The sequence below is a fragment of the Chitinophaga sp. LS1 genome (assembly GCF_034274695.1).
GTDB lineage: Bacteria > Bacteroidota > Bacteroidia > Chitinophagales > Chitinophagaceae > Chitinophaga.
This window is the reverse complement of sequence record NZ_CP128362.1, coordinates 3385878-3401574: the sequence shown is the minus strand read 5'-3', so window position 1 is coordinate 3401574 and position 15697 is coordinate 3385878. Positions and strand designations below refer to the sequence as shown.

Annotated in this window: 15 protein-coding genes; 6 read left to right on the top strand and 9 right to left on the bottom strand. The window is 45.0% G+C overall.

The window, feature by feature from the left end; all coding sequences use genetic code 11:
• Positions 1–121: 121 nt before the first annotated feature.
• The 4 genes from QQL36_RS14165 to QQL36_RS14150 all read left to right on the top strand — a co-directional run bounded on the left by QQL36_RS14165 (position 122) and on the right by QQL36_RS14150 (position 5619).
• Complete coding sequence (locus QQL36_RS14165; protein ID WP_083721406.1) at positions 122–1465, top strand: alpha-L-fucosidase; 1344 nt, start codon at positions 122–124, stop codon at positions 1463–1465.
• 83 nt (positions 1466–1548) lie between these two features.
• Positions 1549–3825, top strand: coding sequence for a family 20 glycosylhydrolase (locus QQL36_RS14160; protein ID WP_321570071.1), 2277 nt, complete (start codon positions 1549–1551; stop codon positions 3823–3825).
• Positions 3825–4712, top strand: a complete 888-nt coding sequence (locus QQL36_RS14155) for a 1-aminocyclopropane-1-carboxylate deaminase/D-cysteine desulfhydrase (RefSeq protein ID WP_321570070.1) — start codon at positions 3825–3827, stop codon at positions 4710–4712. Before QQL36_RS14160 ends, QQL36_RS14155 begins: the two co-directional genes overlap by 1 nt.
• 106 nt (positions 4713–4818) lie before the next feature.
• Complete coding sequence (locus QQL36_RS14150; protein WP_321570069.1) at positions 4819–5619, top strand: hypothetical protein; 801 nt, start codon at positions 4819–4821, stop codon at positions 5617–5619.
• Positions 5620–5760: 141 nt separating this feature from the next.
• Here the strand turns inward: QQL36_RS14150 and lipB are convergent, their stop codons facing one another.
• On the bottom strand, positions 5761–6474 hold the full coding sequence (lipB, locus tag QQL36_RS14145; protein WP_083721402.1) for a lipoyl(octanoyl) transferase LipB: 714 nt from the start codon (positions 6472–6474) through the stop codon (positions 5761–5763).
• Between the two features lie 285 nt (positions 6475–6759).
• On the opposite strand from lipB, the gene QQL36_RS14140 reads away from it, so the two are divergent.
• Together QQL36_RS14140 and QQL36_RS14135 are read left to right on the top strand one after the other, a co-directional pair.
• Positions 6760–7848, top strand: a complete 1089-nt coding sequence (locus QQL36_RS14140; protein ID WP_235643479.1) for an RluA family pseudouridine synthase — start codon at positions 6760–6762, stop codon at positions 7846–7848.
• A gap of 125 nt (positions 7849–7973) precedes the next feature.
• Positions 7974–9635 carry a gliding motility-associated C-terminal domain-containing protein gene (locus QQL36_RS14135; RefSeq protein ID WP_321570068.1) on the top strand — a complete coding sequence of 554 codons (1662 nt, stop codon included), beginning with the start codon at positions 7974–7976 and terminating at the stop codon, positions 9633–9635.
• 57 nt (positions 9636–9692) lie between these two features.
• Here the strand turns inward: QQL36_RS14135 and QQL36_RS14130 are convergent, their stop codons facing one another.
• The 8 genes from QQL36_RS14130 to QQL36_RS14095 all read right to left on the bottom strand — a co-directional run bounded on the left by QQL36_RS14130 (position 9693) and on the right by QQL36_RS14095 (position 15692).
• A complete protein-coding gene (locus QQL36_RS14130; protein ID WP_083721399.1) occupies positions 9693–10619 on the bottom strand; it encodes a hypothetical protein in 927 nt (308 codons plus the stop codon).
• A gap of 27 nt (positions 10620–10646) precedes the next feature.
• Positions 10647–11477 (bottom strand): anti-sigma factor domain-containing protein, encoded by an 831-nt coding sequence (locus QQL36_RS14125; RefSeq protein WP_083721398.1) that lies wholly within the window; start codon positions 11475–11477, stop codon positions 10647–10649.
• Positions 11478–11480: 3 nt separating this feature from the next.
• A complete protein-coding gene (locus QQL36_RS14120; RefSeq protein WP_083721397.1) occupies positions 11481–12032 on the bottom strand; it encodes an RNA polymerase sigma factor in 552 nt (183 codons plus the stop codon).
• A 216-nt stretch (positions 12033–12248) separates the two neighbouring features.
• Complete coding sequence (locus tag QQL36_RS14115; RefSeq protein WP_321570067.1) at positions 12249–13109, bottom strand: anti-sigma factor; 861 nt, start codon at positions 13107–13109, stop codon at positions 12249–12251.
• Positions 13110–13113: 4 nt separating this feature from the next.
• Positions 13114–13662, bottom strand: a complete 549-nt coding sequence (locus tag QQL36_RS14110; protein WP_083721395.1) for an RNA polymerase sigma factor — start codon at positions 13660–13662, stop codon at positions 13114–13116.
• Positions 13663–13730: 68 nt separating this feature from the next.
• A complete protein-coding gene (gene def / locus QQL36_RS14105; protein ID WP_321570066.1) occupies positions 13731–14309 on the bottom strand; it encodes a peptide deformylase in 579 nt (192 codons plus the stop codon).
• Between the two features lie 106 nt (positions 14310–14415).
• Entirely contained in the window at positions 14416–14826 is a 411-nt protein-coding gene (ruvX, locus tag QQL36_RS14100; protein ID WP_321570065.1) for a Holliday junction resolvase RuvX, read from the bottom strand.
• Entirely contained in the window at positions 14826–15692 is an 867-nt protein-coding gene (locus QQL36_RS14095) for a UbiA-like polyprenyltransferase (protein ID WP_083721392.1), read from the bottom strand. The genes ruvX and QQL36_RS14095 overlap by 1 nt, the downstream gene beginning before the upstream one ends.
• Positions 15693–15697: the final 5 nt, after the last annotated feature.

Sequence of the window (15697 nt, the reverse complement as noted above, 5' to 3'; positions counted from 1 at the left end):
CTACTTTCGTAGCTCTAGCCATTAGAGTTACCTGTAATATTAGTCCGGTAGGTGGTATCAAACCAGCAAACACTATACCAACCCGGACTGTTACATTATTATTATCAATTTTTATCTGCCAATGAAAAGAATCTTTTTGCAGGCTGCTATTGCCTTTGCGTCATGTGCCAACGCCTTTGCCCAACAACATGTTCCTCCTTCGGAAATCGCTCAAAAGATGCAATGGTTCTCCGATGCGAAGCTCGGAATCTTTATTCACTGGGGTATATATTCCGTAAATGGGGTAGACGAATCCTGGTCATTCCACAATAAAAAAATATCATATCAGGACTATATGTCACAACTAAAAGGCTTTACTGCTTCAAGTTATGACCCTGTTGCATGGGCATCGCTCATCAAAGAGTCCGGCGCCCGCTATGCGGTGATCACCACCAAGCACCATGATGGGGTAGCACTGTGGGACAGCAAATTAAGTAAGCTGGATGCGGTGAACAGTACACCCGCCAAAAGAGATGTACTCACCCCCTTCTATGCCGCCCTGCGTAAAGAAGGCATTAAATGCGGTGCTTACTTTTCGTTGATCGACTGGAGTTATCCCGACTATCCCGGCTTTTTGAAAGACAGTTCCCGCTATAATGCCGCTAAAGATACTGTGCGCTGGCAACGCTTCCGCAACTTCTACGAAGGACAACTTAAAGAAGTAATGACCCAGTTCAACCCTGACCTCTGGTGGTTCGATGGCGACTGGGAACACAGCGCTGCTGAATGGGAAGCACCCAAAATGCGGACCATGCTCACCACCCATAATCCTAACACGATTATCAATGGCCGCCTGCAGGGATATGGTGATTACGAAACACCGGAACAAAACTTCCCGGTCACCCGCCCTCACTACAACTGGTGGGAACTCTGTATGACTATCAATAGCAACTGGGGCTATCACCCTGACGATACCAGCTGGAAAACACCTTATGAAATCATCACCATCTTTGCAGATGCAATCAGTAATGGTGGTAACCTTCTGCTGGATATCGGCCCTGATGCCGCTGGTCACATTCCTCCTGAAGAAGTAAACGTACTGAAAGAACTGGGTGCATGGAACAAAAAACACGCACCAGCTATCTTCAATACCGTCGGTGGTATACCACAAGGTCACTTCTATGGTCCTACTACCCTCTCTAAAGATTCTACAACCCTCTACCTCTTCCTCCCGGGCAGGATGAGCGGATCTGTAATGGTAAAAGGCCTTATGAACAATATCAGGAATATTCAGGTGGTAGGAACAGACGTTCAACTATCTCATAAAATCGTTGGTAAAATTTCATGGAGCAGTGTGCCCGGTCTTGTGTATATTGACGTACCTGAAAATGTTCAGGATAAATACATGACTGTATTAGCCCTGCAATTGGACAAGCCTGTAAAGCTGTACAGGGGTAAAGGAGGTTTCCTGACGAATAACGATTAATTTTTAATGCCGGCCGCAGGCCATCACAGCTTCTATATCTTTTGCCCGAGGCCAAAGTCGTAAAAGCAAAAACAGCTTAGCATATGAAAAAACTAATCCTGTCAACTCTATCAGCGCTGCTGTGCCTTTATGGTACTGCTCAAAAGAAAACAGCTGACATCATGATCATCCCGGAGCCGAAGTCACTGCAAAGTGTACCGGGTAGTTTTGTGTTGAATGAAAATGCACTGATCCATTATGAAGGTACTGCCGCCAAAACCACCGCCGGTTTGCTCAACGCTTTTTTGCAAAGTGCTTATGGGTTTAAAGTAGAAGTGACTGATAAACCAGTGCCGAAAGTAAAGTCCACCGCCGTTATCGACATCAAAGAAACAACCGGTGCACCAGAGGCCTATACTCTCTTTGTAAACAATGGTACCATTGCACTGAAAGGTGATGCGGCAGGTTTGTTCTATGGCCTGCAAACTTTACAACAGTTATTACCTGCTGAAAAAAACGCAGCGATCCATATACCTGGTGTGGAAATTTCCGATGCGCCCCGCTTCGCCTATCGTGGTCTGATGCTGGATGTAGGGCGTCATTTCTTCCCACCTGATTATGTAAAAAAGTTCATCGATGTGATGGCACAGTATAAGTTCAACCGCTTCCACTGGCACCTCACAGAAGATCAGGGATGGCGTATTGAAATCAAAAAATATCCACAGCTGACTAAGATCGCTTCTCAAAGAAAAGAAACCGTAGTAGGTCATGCTGCACGCAGCAATACTTATGATGGTAAACCATACGGTGGATTTTATACACAGAATGAAATCAGGGATATCGTAAAGTATGCTGCAGACAGACATATCACCATCATTCCTGAAATAGAAATGCCAGGCCACTCACAGGCAGTACTGGCAGCGTTTCCCAGCTTTGGTTATGGCAAGCAATATGAGACCATGACCACCTTTGGTATTTCGAAAGAAGTACTGAATCCTGCAAATGATTCTGTATTCACTTTCCTGCAGGATGTACTTACAGAAGTAATGGACCTCTTCCCAGGTAAGTATATTCATATAGGCGGTGACGAATGTCCGAAAGATCGCTGGAAAGAATCGCCACAGGTACAGGCACTCATGCAGAAACTGGGATTGAAAGATGAACATGCTTTGCAGAGTTATTTCATACAACGAATGGAAAAGTTTGTAAATAGCAAAGGTCGCAACATCATTGGCTGGGATGAAATCCTGGAAGGTGGCTTAGCACCAAATGCAACTGTTATGAGCTGGCGTGGCGAAGCGGGTGGTATTGCAGCCGCAAAGGAAAAACATGATGTGATCATGTCTCCTAATACTTACCTATACCTCGATTACTACCAAAGCCCTGAGGCGACAGAGCCAGGCAGAATTGGTAATTATCTTTCACTAAACACAGTGTATAACTACGAGCCATTGCCACCTTCTTTGAATGCAGAAGAGCAGAAATATATCAAAGGTGTGCAGGCAAATATATGGACAGAATATATGCCTGATCAGACTTATGTAGATTACATGGCCTGGCCCAGGGCATTAGCATTGTCTGAAGTAGCCTGGTCTCCTGCTGCTAAGCGTGACTGGAAACGCTTTCAGAAGAAAGCACCAACCGTACTGGCAGCTATTGACAAGCAGGGTGTAAACTTCAGAATACCTGAACCGGCACAGCTGAAAGATACGTTAATTGCGGTACCAACTACGACGGTGACACTTACTCCCGGCGTGAAAGGCGCCGCCATATTTTACACCATCGATGGTAGTGGACCAGCTATTAACAGCAAACGCTATGCACAACCATTCACCATCAGTGTACCTGAGAATGGAACGGTTGTATTGAAGTATATAGAAGTAACACCTGGTGGTCGTAAGAGCAATGTATATAGCACGACTTATACACGTAAGCCTTACAGAGAAGCTGCGAATGTAAAACCTGCAAATAACGGATTACGTTTCTCAGCAGTGTATAAGAATGTACCCAAAACTGCAAAAGAGCTACCTGAAAAAGGTGATAGTGCAGGTACGATTGCTGGTCTGGATTTACGCCCTTTCCTTACCACAAAGAAAGATTTCGGAATCACTTACACAGGTTATGTAAAAGTAGATGCGGATGCAATGTATACATTCAACCTGCTCTCTGACGACGGATCGGTTTTATACATCGATGATGAAGTAGTAGCAGATAATGATGGTATACATGGTACGACAGAAAAAGTAGGCGTGATCGGATTAAAGAAGGGATATCATAAAATCAGGATACAATATTTTAATACTGGTGAAATTGGCTGGATAAATGTATTGCTGTCAAAAGGCGCACAAGCATTAAATTTGCGCAATAGCCTGTTTTATTAATGTTTGACTATCGTAATATTCAGTTACAAAATATCACACCAACATGGCTGCCCGGTACAATACAGGCAGCCATGTTGCGTTTAGACCTATTACACAGTGAAGTATCAGGTAATAAATGGTTCAAGCTGCAATGTAATATTGCGGCTGCTAAGGCGGATGGAAAGGATCATATTGTAACTTTTGGAGGTGCATACTCCAATCATCTGGCGGCCACAGCGGCAGCATGCAGATTGTTGGGTATGCGGTGTACGGCAGTAGTGCGGGGAGAAGCGGCGCCCATGTTAAGTCATACTTTAGCACTGGCAAAGCAACAGGGTATGCAGTTGCATTTTGTGACAAGAGAAGTGTATAAACAGAAAGATTCAATTGATTGGAAAGAGGTCTTTCAGGATGCTTATTTTGTACCTGAAGGAGGACATAATGCGGCAGGGGCGGAAGGGTGTGAAGAGATCTTATCCATGCACGATGTTTCCGGCTTTACCCACATTATTTGTGCTGTAGGGACTGGTACTACGCTGGCAGGGTTGATTAATAGTGCGGAACCACCCCAGCAACTAAAAGGGTATGTGGTTTTAAAAGGGGCGCACTATCTTTCAGAAGAGGTAAAAGCATTGCTGAAATATCGCAGTGCACCCCATTGGGAATTGGTTCATGAACACCATGGTGGCGGGTATGCAAAGGTCACACCGGCACTGATAGAATGCATGAATCATTTTTATAATGAAACTAAAATACCATTGGATGTAGTGTATACAGGCAAATTGGTACAGGGATTTAAAAAAGAGATAGAAAGTGGTATATATCCCCCGGGAAGCAGGGTTTTATTGATCCATTCAGGCGGATTACAGGGCAACCTTTCACTCAAACCAGGGGTATTACACTACTAAAAAAAATATCTTTCTCCTTCTGCCCAGTATATTACTATATTAACGAATATTTAAAAAGGCGTTTACTATATTTGAAGCTAATTGTAGTTATAGGAATCAGGAATTTATGAAGCAGTTGTCGCGAATTTTTATTGTCACAGTATTAGCACTATCAGCATTAGTATTTTCAGTACAGGCTCAACAGGTTCAACAAAAACCACTCCCGGTATTTCCGGAATTTTCGGCCCTGATTCAAACAGGGAAGAACCGTCTTGAATTTATATCGGGTTTCAGAGACGTGAAGTCGATCGGCGTTCAGCGTTCGCTGGACAGCGTCCTGAACTTTAATACCATTGGTTATATCGCCAATCCCGGCGATATCCGGTGTGCATACGACGATGGAAAACCGTTACCAGGCTCCAACTATTACCGTATGTTGATCATCTTCAACAACGGCCGTTACTTCTTTACCAAGGTAGTCCTGGCTGTACCGGACTCCACCATCGATGACAGGGAAAAACTGACCGCCGCCGATGTAAAAGCCGCTATTGCCGCAGCCAAAGCTGCAGGTGTAGCGACCTCCGCCGCACCGCCACCCGTAGTGACCGACAAAGGAGCTGCCCCGGTAAAGGAAAAAGAAGCGCCAAAAGAAGAGAAGATCGTATGGCATCCTTCCAATTACATTTATACTACTGCTGATGGCAATGTGAATATCAAACTGCCTGAAGCACCCAATAAAAGATATGTAATCAAGTTTTTTGAACCGGATGGAAGCTTCCTGTTCGACATCAAGGAGGTAAAAGAGCCTTTCCTCATCCTGGAAAAAGCCATCTTCCTCCATGCCGGTTGGTTCAATTTTGAAATTGTAGAAGACGGAAAAGTGCTGGAAAAGTGGAATGTGTTCATCCCACTCAGCTATAGAAACTAAAAGAGGTTATCCAAATTTAAAGAGCGTGTATCAAAATAAATAAATAAATAAACCTCCTCTGAAGTGTTTAAAGGACTACCTATCTCCATTAGGTACCCGAATAAAAGGAGGCCGTATCTTACTTAAGATATGGCCTCCTTTTTATGCGATCACCGCGTCAAAGACTTCGGCAAAATGTTTTAATAATTTCTCCTTCACCTCTGCCAGGGGAATTTCCCTGCCCAGCTCTTCCTGCATGGCAGCTACTTTCTTATCCACAATTCCGCAGGGAATAATATTGCTGAAGTAATTCAGGTCTGTATTCACATTCAGTGCAAAACCATGCATGGTCACCCAGCGGCTGCAACGCACTCCCATCGCACAGATCTTGCGGGCTTTTTTAGGATCTTCAGGATCCAACCATACACCCGTCTCTCCCGGAGAACGGTCTCCTTTGATGCCATAGTCCGCCAGGGTACGGATCACAACTTCTTCCAGTAAACGAAGGTATTTGCCTATATCGGTGAAAAAGTGTTCGAGGTCCAGGATCGGATACCCTACTACCTGCCCGGGGCCATGGTAGGTGATATCCCCTCCCCTGTTGGTGGGTACAAAAGTAATCCCCTTGTCCGCCAGCTGTTCTTCATTGAGCAGCAGGTTTTCCATATGCCCGCTCTTGCCGAGAGTGTATACAGGGGGATGTTCACAAAAGAGGAAGTGATTCGTTGTTTCTACTACGCCATCGGCGGGGAGCTCTCCCCTGCCTCTTGCCTGTTTGATTCTTACGTTCTCCTGTAGCAACTGCTCCTGGAAATCCCAGGCTGGTTGATACTCAATTACGCCCAGGTCCTGGATATGAATGGTTCTGTTGGTCATAACCGGGCAAAGTTACTGAAAATGTTGCCTTCCGGAAATGAAATCAGGCCCTGGCTACAACTCACTACCCACGGCCATTCCGAAGCGCCATCCGCGCTATAGCACTACTATAGCGCTCTCAGGGAGATATCCCGCCTATAAGCCGTATATAACCCGCCTGTAAGCCGCCAATAACCCGCATCTATAAAGAGGCGGGATATGTACGGGATATCTACGGGTTATTAACAGGTCAGGTATAAGATGGCCCTATGGTCATACTAATGAAAAGGTCAAAATGACATACCTTTGCAGAAATTTTTGAACTACATGACCGAAGATCTGATTGAACTGGATGATGAGCTGGAAAGCGGCGAAGGCAGTGAAGAGCTGTATGAGCGTGTCAATATTGTTGCCGACAAGGGACAAGAGCCTCTTCGTATCGATAAATTCCTGATGAACCGGGTAGAAGGTGCTACCCGCAACAAAATTCAGCAGGCCTGCGAATCAGGTTGGGTCATTGTCAATGATAAACCCGTCAAGTCCAACTATAAAGTCAAAGCCTTCGACAAGATCGTGGTAATGACGAGCAAGAATCCTGAGAATACAGATGTAATACCAGAACAGCTGGACCTGAACATCGTATTTGAGGATGAAGACATTATGATCGTCAACAAGCAGCCAGGGATGGTGGTACATCCGGGTTGTGGTAACTATACCGGTACCCTGGTAAACGGTCTGGCCTGGTACCTGGGTGGCCAGAACACTGAGGTCACGGAGCCTGAAATTCCCCGTTTTGGCCTCGTACACCGTATTGATAAGAATACCAGCGGTCTGCTCGTGATTGCCAAATCAGAAAAGGCGATGAACGACCTGGCCAAGCAATTCTTTGACCACACAGTACAGCGCCGGTACATTGCCCTCGTATGGGGAGATTTTGAAGAAGATGAAGGAACGGTTGAAGCACACGTAGGTCGCCACCAACGTTTTAGAAAGATCATGGATGCATATCCTGAAGGAGAATATGGCAAAGACGCCATCACCCACTACAAGGTGCTGGAGCGCTTTAATTATGTCACACTCATTGAATGCCGGCTGGAAACGGGTCGTACCCACCAGATCAGGGTGCACATGCAGCATATCGGGCATTCCCTGTTCAACGACGATACTTATGGCGGTAACCGTATTCTGAAAGGCACCGTTTTCAATAAATACAAGCAATTTGTGGAGAACTGCTTTGAGCTAATGCCAAGACATGCCCTGCATGCCCAGACTTTAGGCTTTATACACCCACGTACCCGCAAGCCTGTCCATTTTGAAAGTCCAATGCCGGAAGATTTTAAGGCGGTGTTAGAAAAATGGAGAAGATATATCTCTGCAAGACCGCTGGAAGATTAGTTGTTAATCAGGCATCCCGCCAGGCGGGATGCCTGATTAATATGGAATGAAGTTTACGTTTCCATTAAAAAAATACCATATATCATGAATTTCTGTTAATTTTATGCCTTACCCATGTCCCAAGCATGAGAAACCTATATCTAATTATCGTGGTTTTACTCGTTTTACTCGGTTCAACCACCGCGCAGGCGTCTACGCCTTTTACCTTCAACTCAACCTGCCAAAACGATAGTATTCGTTTTATCATTGCTACCGCAGACCGTGACGGCATCGACTCCGTCAAATGGTATTATGGCGATCCGGCATCCGGCAAGTACGATTCTTCCAAAGCTATCAACGGTGTTCACCTTTACAGCACCCTTGGCGACTATACCATCACCCTGGTGGCTTACCGGAGTGGTGTGGAAGACATTTCTACCAATACGGTCACCATCGTGGCACCCGTACCTTACGACTTTGGTCCTACCGACTCTACCCTTTGCGAAGGCACTACCATTACCCTGACCGCTCCTTATGTAGCCGGCGCCTCCTACCTGTGGCAGGACAGCTCCACCGGTCAGAGCATAGTGGTAGATACCATGCAGACGTACAAGGTAAAGATCAATGGTTGCCTGGTACCTGATTCCATGAACGTATTCTATACCCCTGAACCGGAAATAGAACTCGGGAACGACGTGGTGCTTTGCCTCAACGAATACCTGCAACTGGATGCCACCGCCCAGAACTGTACTTTCTCCTGGAATACGGGAGAAACCACACCGGATATCGTTGTTCATAGCGACACCGCCCGTGCGCCATTCATGTATGTCGTGAATGCCAACGCCAAAGGTTGCGGTATTTTTAGCGACAGTATCACTATCTCATTTGCTGGCACTGAGCATCCATACTCACTGGGTCCGGATACTTTATTATGCCCTGACGAAACAGTGATTATCAATGGCAGTACTTCCGGGGCAACAGCTTACCTGTGGAGCACTGGTGCTACCACCCCCACTGTGTCTGCCAGCCGCCCGATAGATTTGTGGTGCTATGCTACAATTAATAACACCTGTAATGTGATCGATACCATCCGGGTACGTTACAATGCCCTGCGCAATGTAAACCTCGGTAATGATACCATTATCTGTAAGGGTGAAAAGCTTGTATTGACTGCCGATTTCGGCACCGGTACCTACCGCTGGCAGGATACCAGTAAGCAGGCCACCTATTATGTAACCAAAACCGGTTACTATTATGTGCGTGCACAGATAGGCAGATGTGTATCCAGCGATACGATTCATGTACAGATCGAAGATACCCTGCGCGTAAGCCTGGGTAGAGACACGGTGCTATGCAACGGAGAGATTTATACCCTGTATCCAAAAGGTGCGGGCAATAACTATAAGTGGCAGGACAGTAGTACGGTAGCGCTCTACAAAGTAAATACCGCCGGCATCTATGCCGTCGTGGCGCAAAATACCTGTGGTACAGCGATCGATTCTGTGGAAGTAGGGTTTAAGGATTGTGAATGTCAGGTATGGCTACCAAGTGGTTTTAGTCCGAATGGAGATGGGAACAATGATCTATTCCGACCGAAATACAGGTGCCCCCTGCAGTCGTTTTCGATTAGTGTATATGATAGATGGGGTGCGCAGATCTACTATACCACAGATCCGGATATTGGCTGGACAGGTACCAGGAACGGAACAAGGGTACCAGTCGGAACATATGTGTGGGTGATGGAGTATACGGTGCAGAAAACAGGAGAACACATTAGAAAAACAGGCGCTATCACAGTCATACATTAAAATAAATAAAGCCCCGTTCCTCGGAACGGGGCTTTATTTATAATGTCTTTATTTATTTTATCTGGTAAACTCGTGAAACTTCGCTATAAATATCGCCGTCTCTCTCTTTCTGAAAGGCACATCCCATGTACCTTCGTAGGTCACTAAAATCGGCGTCAACAGATTTTCTCTCTTCACCAGCTGCACATTCATCTTCACATTGAAATCAAATACCAGCGTTTTATAAGAAAGTGAATATTTCCTGTTGACAATGTCAAAGCTTTCTTTGGAGAAGTAAGTGATCAGCTCATTGATCACGATATCATTCTTATCAAAATACCCCAGGTTCTTTTTCGCTGTCGCAGAAAACACCCAGCAGGGTACTCCATTGAATTCCTCTGAGGTAATAGAGAAATCGTACAACCGCATCACTTCCGGATCAAATATGGCGACCTTACCGCCTACGATAGGTACGCCCTTGATAGGCTGACCAGGATTGAAAATCAATTGTTTGAGCTGGGCTTTGTGTTTGGCGAGGTTCCCTTTGGAGGATTCTATCGATTCCCCGTTGGCTTTGGCACACACGGTACCTTTGGTAAAGAAGAAGTTTGCATACAGTTCAGCAGTATAGTACTTATAATCGCCTTTGGAGGTATAAAAATCGCCACCCGTCTCTTCGTGGAGTACTTTCATAGTACGGCAGGTTCCCTGCATGGTTTGCACGGTCTGACTTTTCAGGAAAGCATCTACCTTTCCTTTCTTCCCATATATGCGAATATCATTGTCGGCCGAATAGCCCAATAAATGAAGGTTCCGAAATGCTCTGTAGAAGGTAGTATCTGTCTCTACCCGCCTGATGAAGCTATTAACATCAAAGCCCACCCGTTTGGCCTGAACCACTACTTCGTCAAGATTGACGGTCATCCCCCTATAGTTGGCCGTATCCTGGGCAATTGAAATGTTACTGATAAAAAAAGCAACAATGAATAACAACAATGATCGCATGCTGCAAAATTACGAAATACCGTGGGATTATATCTTACCGGCTACGTACATCTGATCTAAAGTTGGTTCCGGACTACCACCTTTTTTCTCCAAGGTTACGGCAAACATCTCTGCATTGCCAATAGATTTCATTTTTTGGATAATTTTGGCTTCGGTACCGGTTTCAAACACGCCCATGTCTACGGGTTTACCGTCTACAATGGCCCATAGCTGGTATTGCTTTTCAGAAGAAGGTTGTGGAAGGTTGTTTACCATTACGAAGACTTCTTTAGAAGCCTGGTTCCAGTATATGGTAGCGAGTGCTGTCGGGAACGATTTGGTACCCGGCATCTTCACTGTTTTCATGGAAGGATCCTGTACAATGTGCAGATCTTGTTCTGCCTGTTCCAGTCGGGTACGGTATACATTGGTTTCGGCAGCTACAGAAGTATTAGCCGCAGCCATTGCTTCGTATCGCTGTTGTAAACCATTGTACTGTGTATACTGGTTATAATTTAAAAATGCACTACCTATGAGTAAAAGGATTGAAGCAGCAGCTACCCAACGCCATGTGCTGCTTACGAGTATTCTGCGTACGGGTGTTTCCGATATATTGTCTTCATCGACGTAAGTACCGTTTGCACGTGCAGTTTCTTCGGTATCGAGCTGTGTAAATAATCTCTCTTTTAAATTGGCAGGTGGCGTGACTGATTGATAGATTATATATTGCTCCATATCCTGCTGGCAGCTTTGGTACTCTGCCGCAACCTCGGGGTATTGTGCTATTGCAAGTTCCAGTTCCTCCCTTTCACTGGAGGAAGCCAGTCCGCTGACATAAGCTTCAATAATCCCAGAAGATATGTAACTTTTTGAACCCACTTCTTAAACTAATTTTAACAGGTTTCTTAATTGAATGATCGCATTCCGCATCCTTGTTTTCACCGTACCCAAAGGGATCTCCAGCACCCTGGAAATTTCTTCCTGTGTGCATCCTTTGTAGTATGCCAAATCAATGATGATACGTTGCTCTTTTGTCAGTTTTTCCAGAACCTTAGAGAGTCCGAGATGGTCAACGGAAGGGTGTACGGCTAAGTTGCCAGTATATAGATGTACGTCGTCTCCGATGTCCTGGATTTTCTGATCCATTTTATGTGCCTTAGAACGAAGCGTGTCAATGGCTGTATTACGTGTAATATTGAGCATCCAGGTAAACAAACGACCTTTACCTTCGTCGTAACGATCAATGTTTCGCCAGATTTTCAAAAACACTTCCTGCAAACAATCACTCGCATTGCTTTCGTCGTTGAGCACTTTCAGCGCCACGCCGTATAAGGCCGGTGAGTAACGGTCATACAGGTAGCTAAATACCTTTTGGTCTTTAGCCTTTAAGCCCTGAATCAGCTCAGATTCCGTATATGTGAACGCGGATTCCAAAACAATTAAAGAATTATGTTAAAAATTACTTTTCACGTGTGCTCCCACATCATAGCCGTAAACGCTACAGAAAAAAGTACCCGTGATCCGGTACAGCTGCGTGTGATTACAATAAATACAAATAATAATTAATGGTTAAAAGGAATGCAATAATAAAGGAAATATAGCAATTATTACGGAATAATTGAAAATGAGAGAGTAAGATACTTTTTCATATCATCCAGCTACCTTGCCAGCTACAAACATCTGGTCTAGTGTAGGAGTTGGGCTACCACCTTTCTTTTCGAGGGTTACGGCAAATGCCTGGGCATTGACAACGTCTTTTACCTTTTGCATGGAGGCTGACAGATCGCCGGTAGCGAACACACCAGCGTCTATACATTTACCATTTACAATGGCCCATAGCTGATATTGCATGTCAGGCGGAGGTTCTGGCAGTTTTTGTGCGAGAATAAAAGTTGCTTTTGATTCGGGATCCCAGCAAATAGTGGCTACATTTCCGGTATGCCTGGGTGTTCCCAACATTTTAATCCATTTAAATGCAGGATCTTTCATCATCGTCAGTTCTTCCTGGGCATGGTGCAATTGTGCCGTCAGGGAGTCCTTTTCGACAGTAAAAGCGGACTGACTACTTTGAAGGCTGGCGTACTGATTCCGGGAATCGTTGTATTTGGTATAATAAGCAATGTTCATGACAGCACTGGCTACAAGCAGGGTAAATGCGGCAGCGGCACCATATTGCCATATTCTTAAAGGAGAAACTGTTTTTTTAGGGGCGTAGTCGATTACAGGAATTTCCTCTTCGTCTGCAACGGGTTGGGCTACGGGAATATCCGGCTCATTGGCAACGGTATCCTGTTTTAATTTATTGAAGATTTGCTTTTTCAGATCAACAGGTGGCCTTTTCGCATACATCATCACGTACTTCTCCATATCCAGCTGCACAGCATCTACAGCAGCCTTTACTTCAGGATGCTGTTGGATCGCGGCCTCCATTTCGCGGTTTTCCGCTTCGGAGACTAAACCGATCACATGGTTTTCAATAATTCCGGATGATATGTAACGTTGAACATCCACTTGCTTACATCTGTTTTAGTATATTCCGCAATTGTATGATCGCATTTCGCATTCTGGTTTTGACTGTACCAAGTGGGATATCCAGTATTTTGGAGATCTCATCCTGGGTACAACCTTTATAATAAGCCAGATCAATGATAACACGCTGTTCCTTGTTCAACTGTTCCACCACTTTAGCCAATCCCAAATGATCAACAGACGGGTGTACCGCCAGTTGATCGACTATGTGGGAATTGTTTCCTATTTCCTGAACTTTCTGGCCCAGCTTGTGGCCTTTGGAGCGGAGGGTATCGATAGCTGTATTGCGGGCTATGTTCACCATCCAGGTGAACAGACGACCTTTTTCTGTATCGTAACGGTCTATACCTCTCCAGATCTTGAGAAAGATTTCCTGCAACACATCGCCGGCAAGCGTTTCATCAACCACTACTTTGAGGGCGATACCATATAATGCCGGTGAATAATGATCATATAAGTAACCGAAAAACTTTTCGTTTCTGGCTTTTAATCCAGTTACCAGTTCGGCTTCAGTATATGTAAGTGCTGCTCCCAAATATAGTTGATTAGTTTGCAGGCACTAAAATAATAGGGATTTTTAACATTACAAAATTTTCACACGTTTTATTTGTGAAATATCATCTTGTAATCAACCTTGATTTTTCCTTTGGAGATATCGTCCAGCTTGCTTTTAATCATTCTACGCTTAAGTGGCTTGAGATGATCGATGAATAACTTACCATCGATATGGTCGTACTCATGGAATATAACGCGGGCTGTGACGCCGGTAAAGGTATCTTCGTGAGGCTGGAAGTGTTCGTCCACATAGCGGATGGTCACAGTTTCAGGACGGTAAACGTCTTCTCTTACTTTAGGGATGCTGAGGCAACCTTCGTTGTAAGGCCATTCTTCACCATCGGTAGCTACGATATGCGCATTGATGAAAACGCGTTTTACACCGGCATCGCCAGGGTATTCGTCTTTTTCATCTTCTTCCAGGTTATTGATAATTTGTTCGCTATCTATTACGAAAAGGCGGATGGGCCTGTTAATCTGAGGTGCTGCGAGGCCTACACCACTGGACGCGTACATGGTTTCCCACATATTAGCGATCAGCTTGTCTAATTCTGGGTAATCTGGTGTGATATCTTCACACATTTTACGGAGGACCGGATGGCCGTAGGCAACGATTGGTAAAATCATTCTATGGTATTGTTTTAAAAATGCGAAGTTACGAAAATGACAAAAAAATCGCTTTGGCCATAGGCAAAAGCGATTTTTTGTTCAGGCAAATGCCCAAATGGAATGTTTATTTTGAACGCAGGTATTCCTGTAATATAATGGTGGCACTGATCTCATCGACCAATCCCTTGTTCTGTCTGTCTTTTTTCTTCAACCCACTATCTATCATGGTCTGAAAGGCCATTTTAGAAGTAAACCGCTCATCTATCTGCTTTAGCGGCATATTCGGGAAGTTCTTTTTCAAAATACGTACACATTCTGCTGCTAAAGCCGTCGCATCTGTTTCGCTTCCATCCAGGTTCTTTGGTTCACCTATCAGAATAAGTTCTACCTGTTCGGCTTCGAAGTATTTTTTCAGGTAAGGGATCAGCGTTTGAGACGGTACTGTAGTAAGACCCGTTGCTATTATCTGCAGGGGATCTGTCACTGCCAGTCCGGTCCGCTTTTTTCCATAATCTATTGCCAGTATTCTCCCCATTATGCTAAAAATAACATGTCAGCAATTGCAAATATTGCGAATACTACACTTGCAATACCATTTGTGGTCATGAAAGCGATATTCACCTTACTCAGGTCATTGGGTTTTACCAGCAGGTGCTGAGAGATCAGCATGATGATGAATACTGCCGCTCCAATGGCATATAACCAATGGAACTGCCCCATTAACCCAATCGTAATAGCCAGTGCACCCGCTACTACATGCAATCCTTCAGAGAAATGCAGGGCGCCTGCCTTTCCTAACCAGGTAGGCACAGAATTCAGGGCCTGAGAACGGTCAAAATCTTCATCCTGCAGGGAATAAATGATGTCAAAACCAGATACCCAGCACAGCACCAGGCAGGACAGCAATACCGGCAATGCCGCAAACTGCCCTGTTACAGACAGGTACGCTCCTATTGGCGCCAGTGACAATCCTAAGCCCAGTACCAAATGGCACAGCGCCGTAAAGCGCTTGGTATAACTATATCCCAACACTACGATCAGTGCGACCGGTGACAGGATAAAGCAGATCATATTAATAAAGTAAGTAGTGAGGATAAATGCGCCACAGTTCAAAATGATGAACAACAGGGCGTTGTTCTTCGTAATCACACCAGCAGGAATCTCGCGTTTAGCAGTACGTGGGTTGATCTTATCGATATCCACATCCAGCCAGCGGTTAAAGGCCATGGCCGCACTTCTGGCAAAGACCATACATAATACCACCAATACGAACAGCTGCCAGCTGAAAGAGTACCCTGCCCTGGCAGTGGCGATAAAGAAGCCCGTCAGCGCAAACGGCATGGCGAATATGGTGTGGCTGAATTTTACAAGCGAGAGGTATTTATTTACAGTCGTAATCATCTCCT

Excerpts from the sequence above, each read along its gene's own strand:
- QQL36_RS14165 (WP_083721406.1), top strand. The coding sequence starts at position 122 with ATGAAAAGAATCTTTTTGCAGGCTGCTATTGCCTTTGCGTCATGTGCC.
- QQL36_RS14160 (WP_321570071.1), top strand. The coding sequence starts at position 1,549 with ATGAAAAAACTAATCCTGTCAACTCTATCAGCGCTGCTGTGCCTTTAT.
- QQL36_RS14155 (WP_321570070.1), top strand. The coding sequence starts at position 3,825 with ATGTTTGACTATCGTAATATTCAGTTACAAAATATCACACCAACATGG.
- QQL36_RS14150 (WP_321570069.1), top strand. The coding sequence starts at position 4,819 with ATGAAGCAGTTGTCGCGAATTTTTATTGTCACAGTATTAGCACTATCA.
- lipB (WP_083721402.1), bottom strand. The coding sequence starts at position 6,474 with ATGACCAACAGAACCATTCATATCCAGGACCTGGGCGTAATTGAGTAT.
- QQL36_RS14135 (WP_321570068.1), top strand. The coding sequence starts at position 7,974 with ATGAGAAACCTATATCTAATTATCGTGGTTTTACTCGTTTTACTCGGT.
- QQL36_RS14130 (WP_083721399.1), bottom strand. The coding sequence starts at position 10,619 with ATGCGATCATTGTTGTTATTCATTGTTGCTTTTTTTATCAGTAACATT.
- def (WP_321570066.1), bottom strand. The coding sequence starts at position 14,309 with ATGATTTTACCAATCGTTGCCTACGGCCATCCGGTCCTCCGTAAAATG.
- ruvX (WP_321570065.1), bottom strand. The coding sequence starts at position 14,826 with ATGGGGAGAATACTGGCAATAGATTATGGAAAAAAGCGGACCGGACTG.
- QQL36_RS14095 (WP_083721392.1), bottom strand. The coding sequence starts at position 15,692 with ATGATTACGACTGTAAATAAATACCTCTCGCTTGTAAAATTCAGCCAC.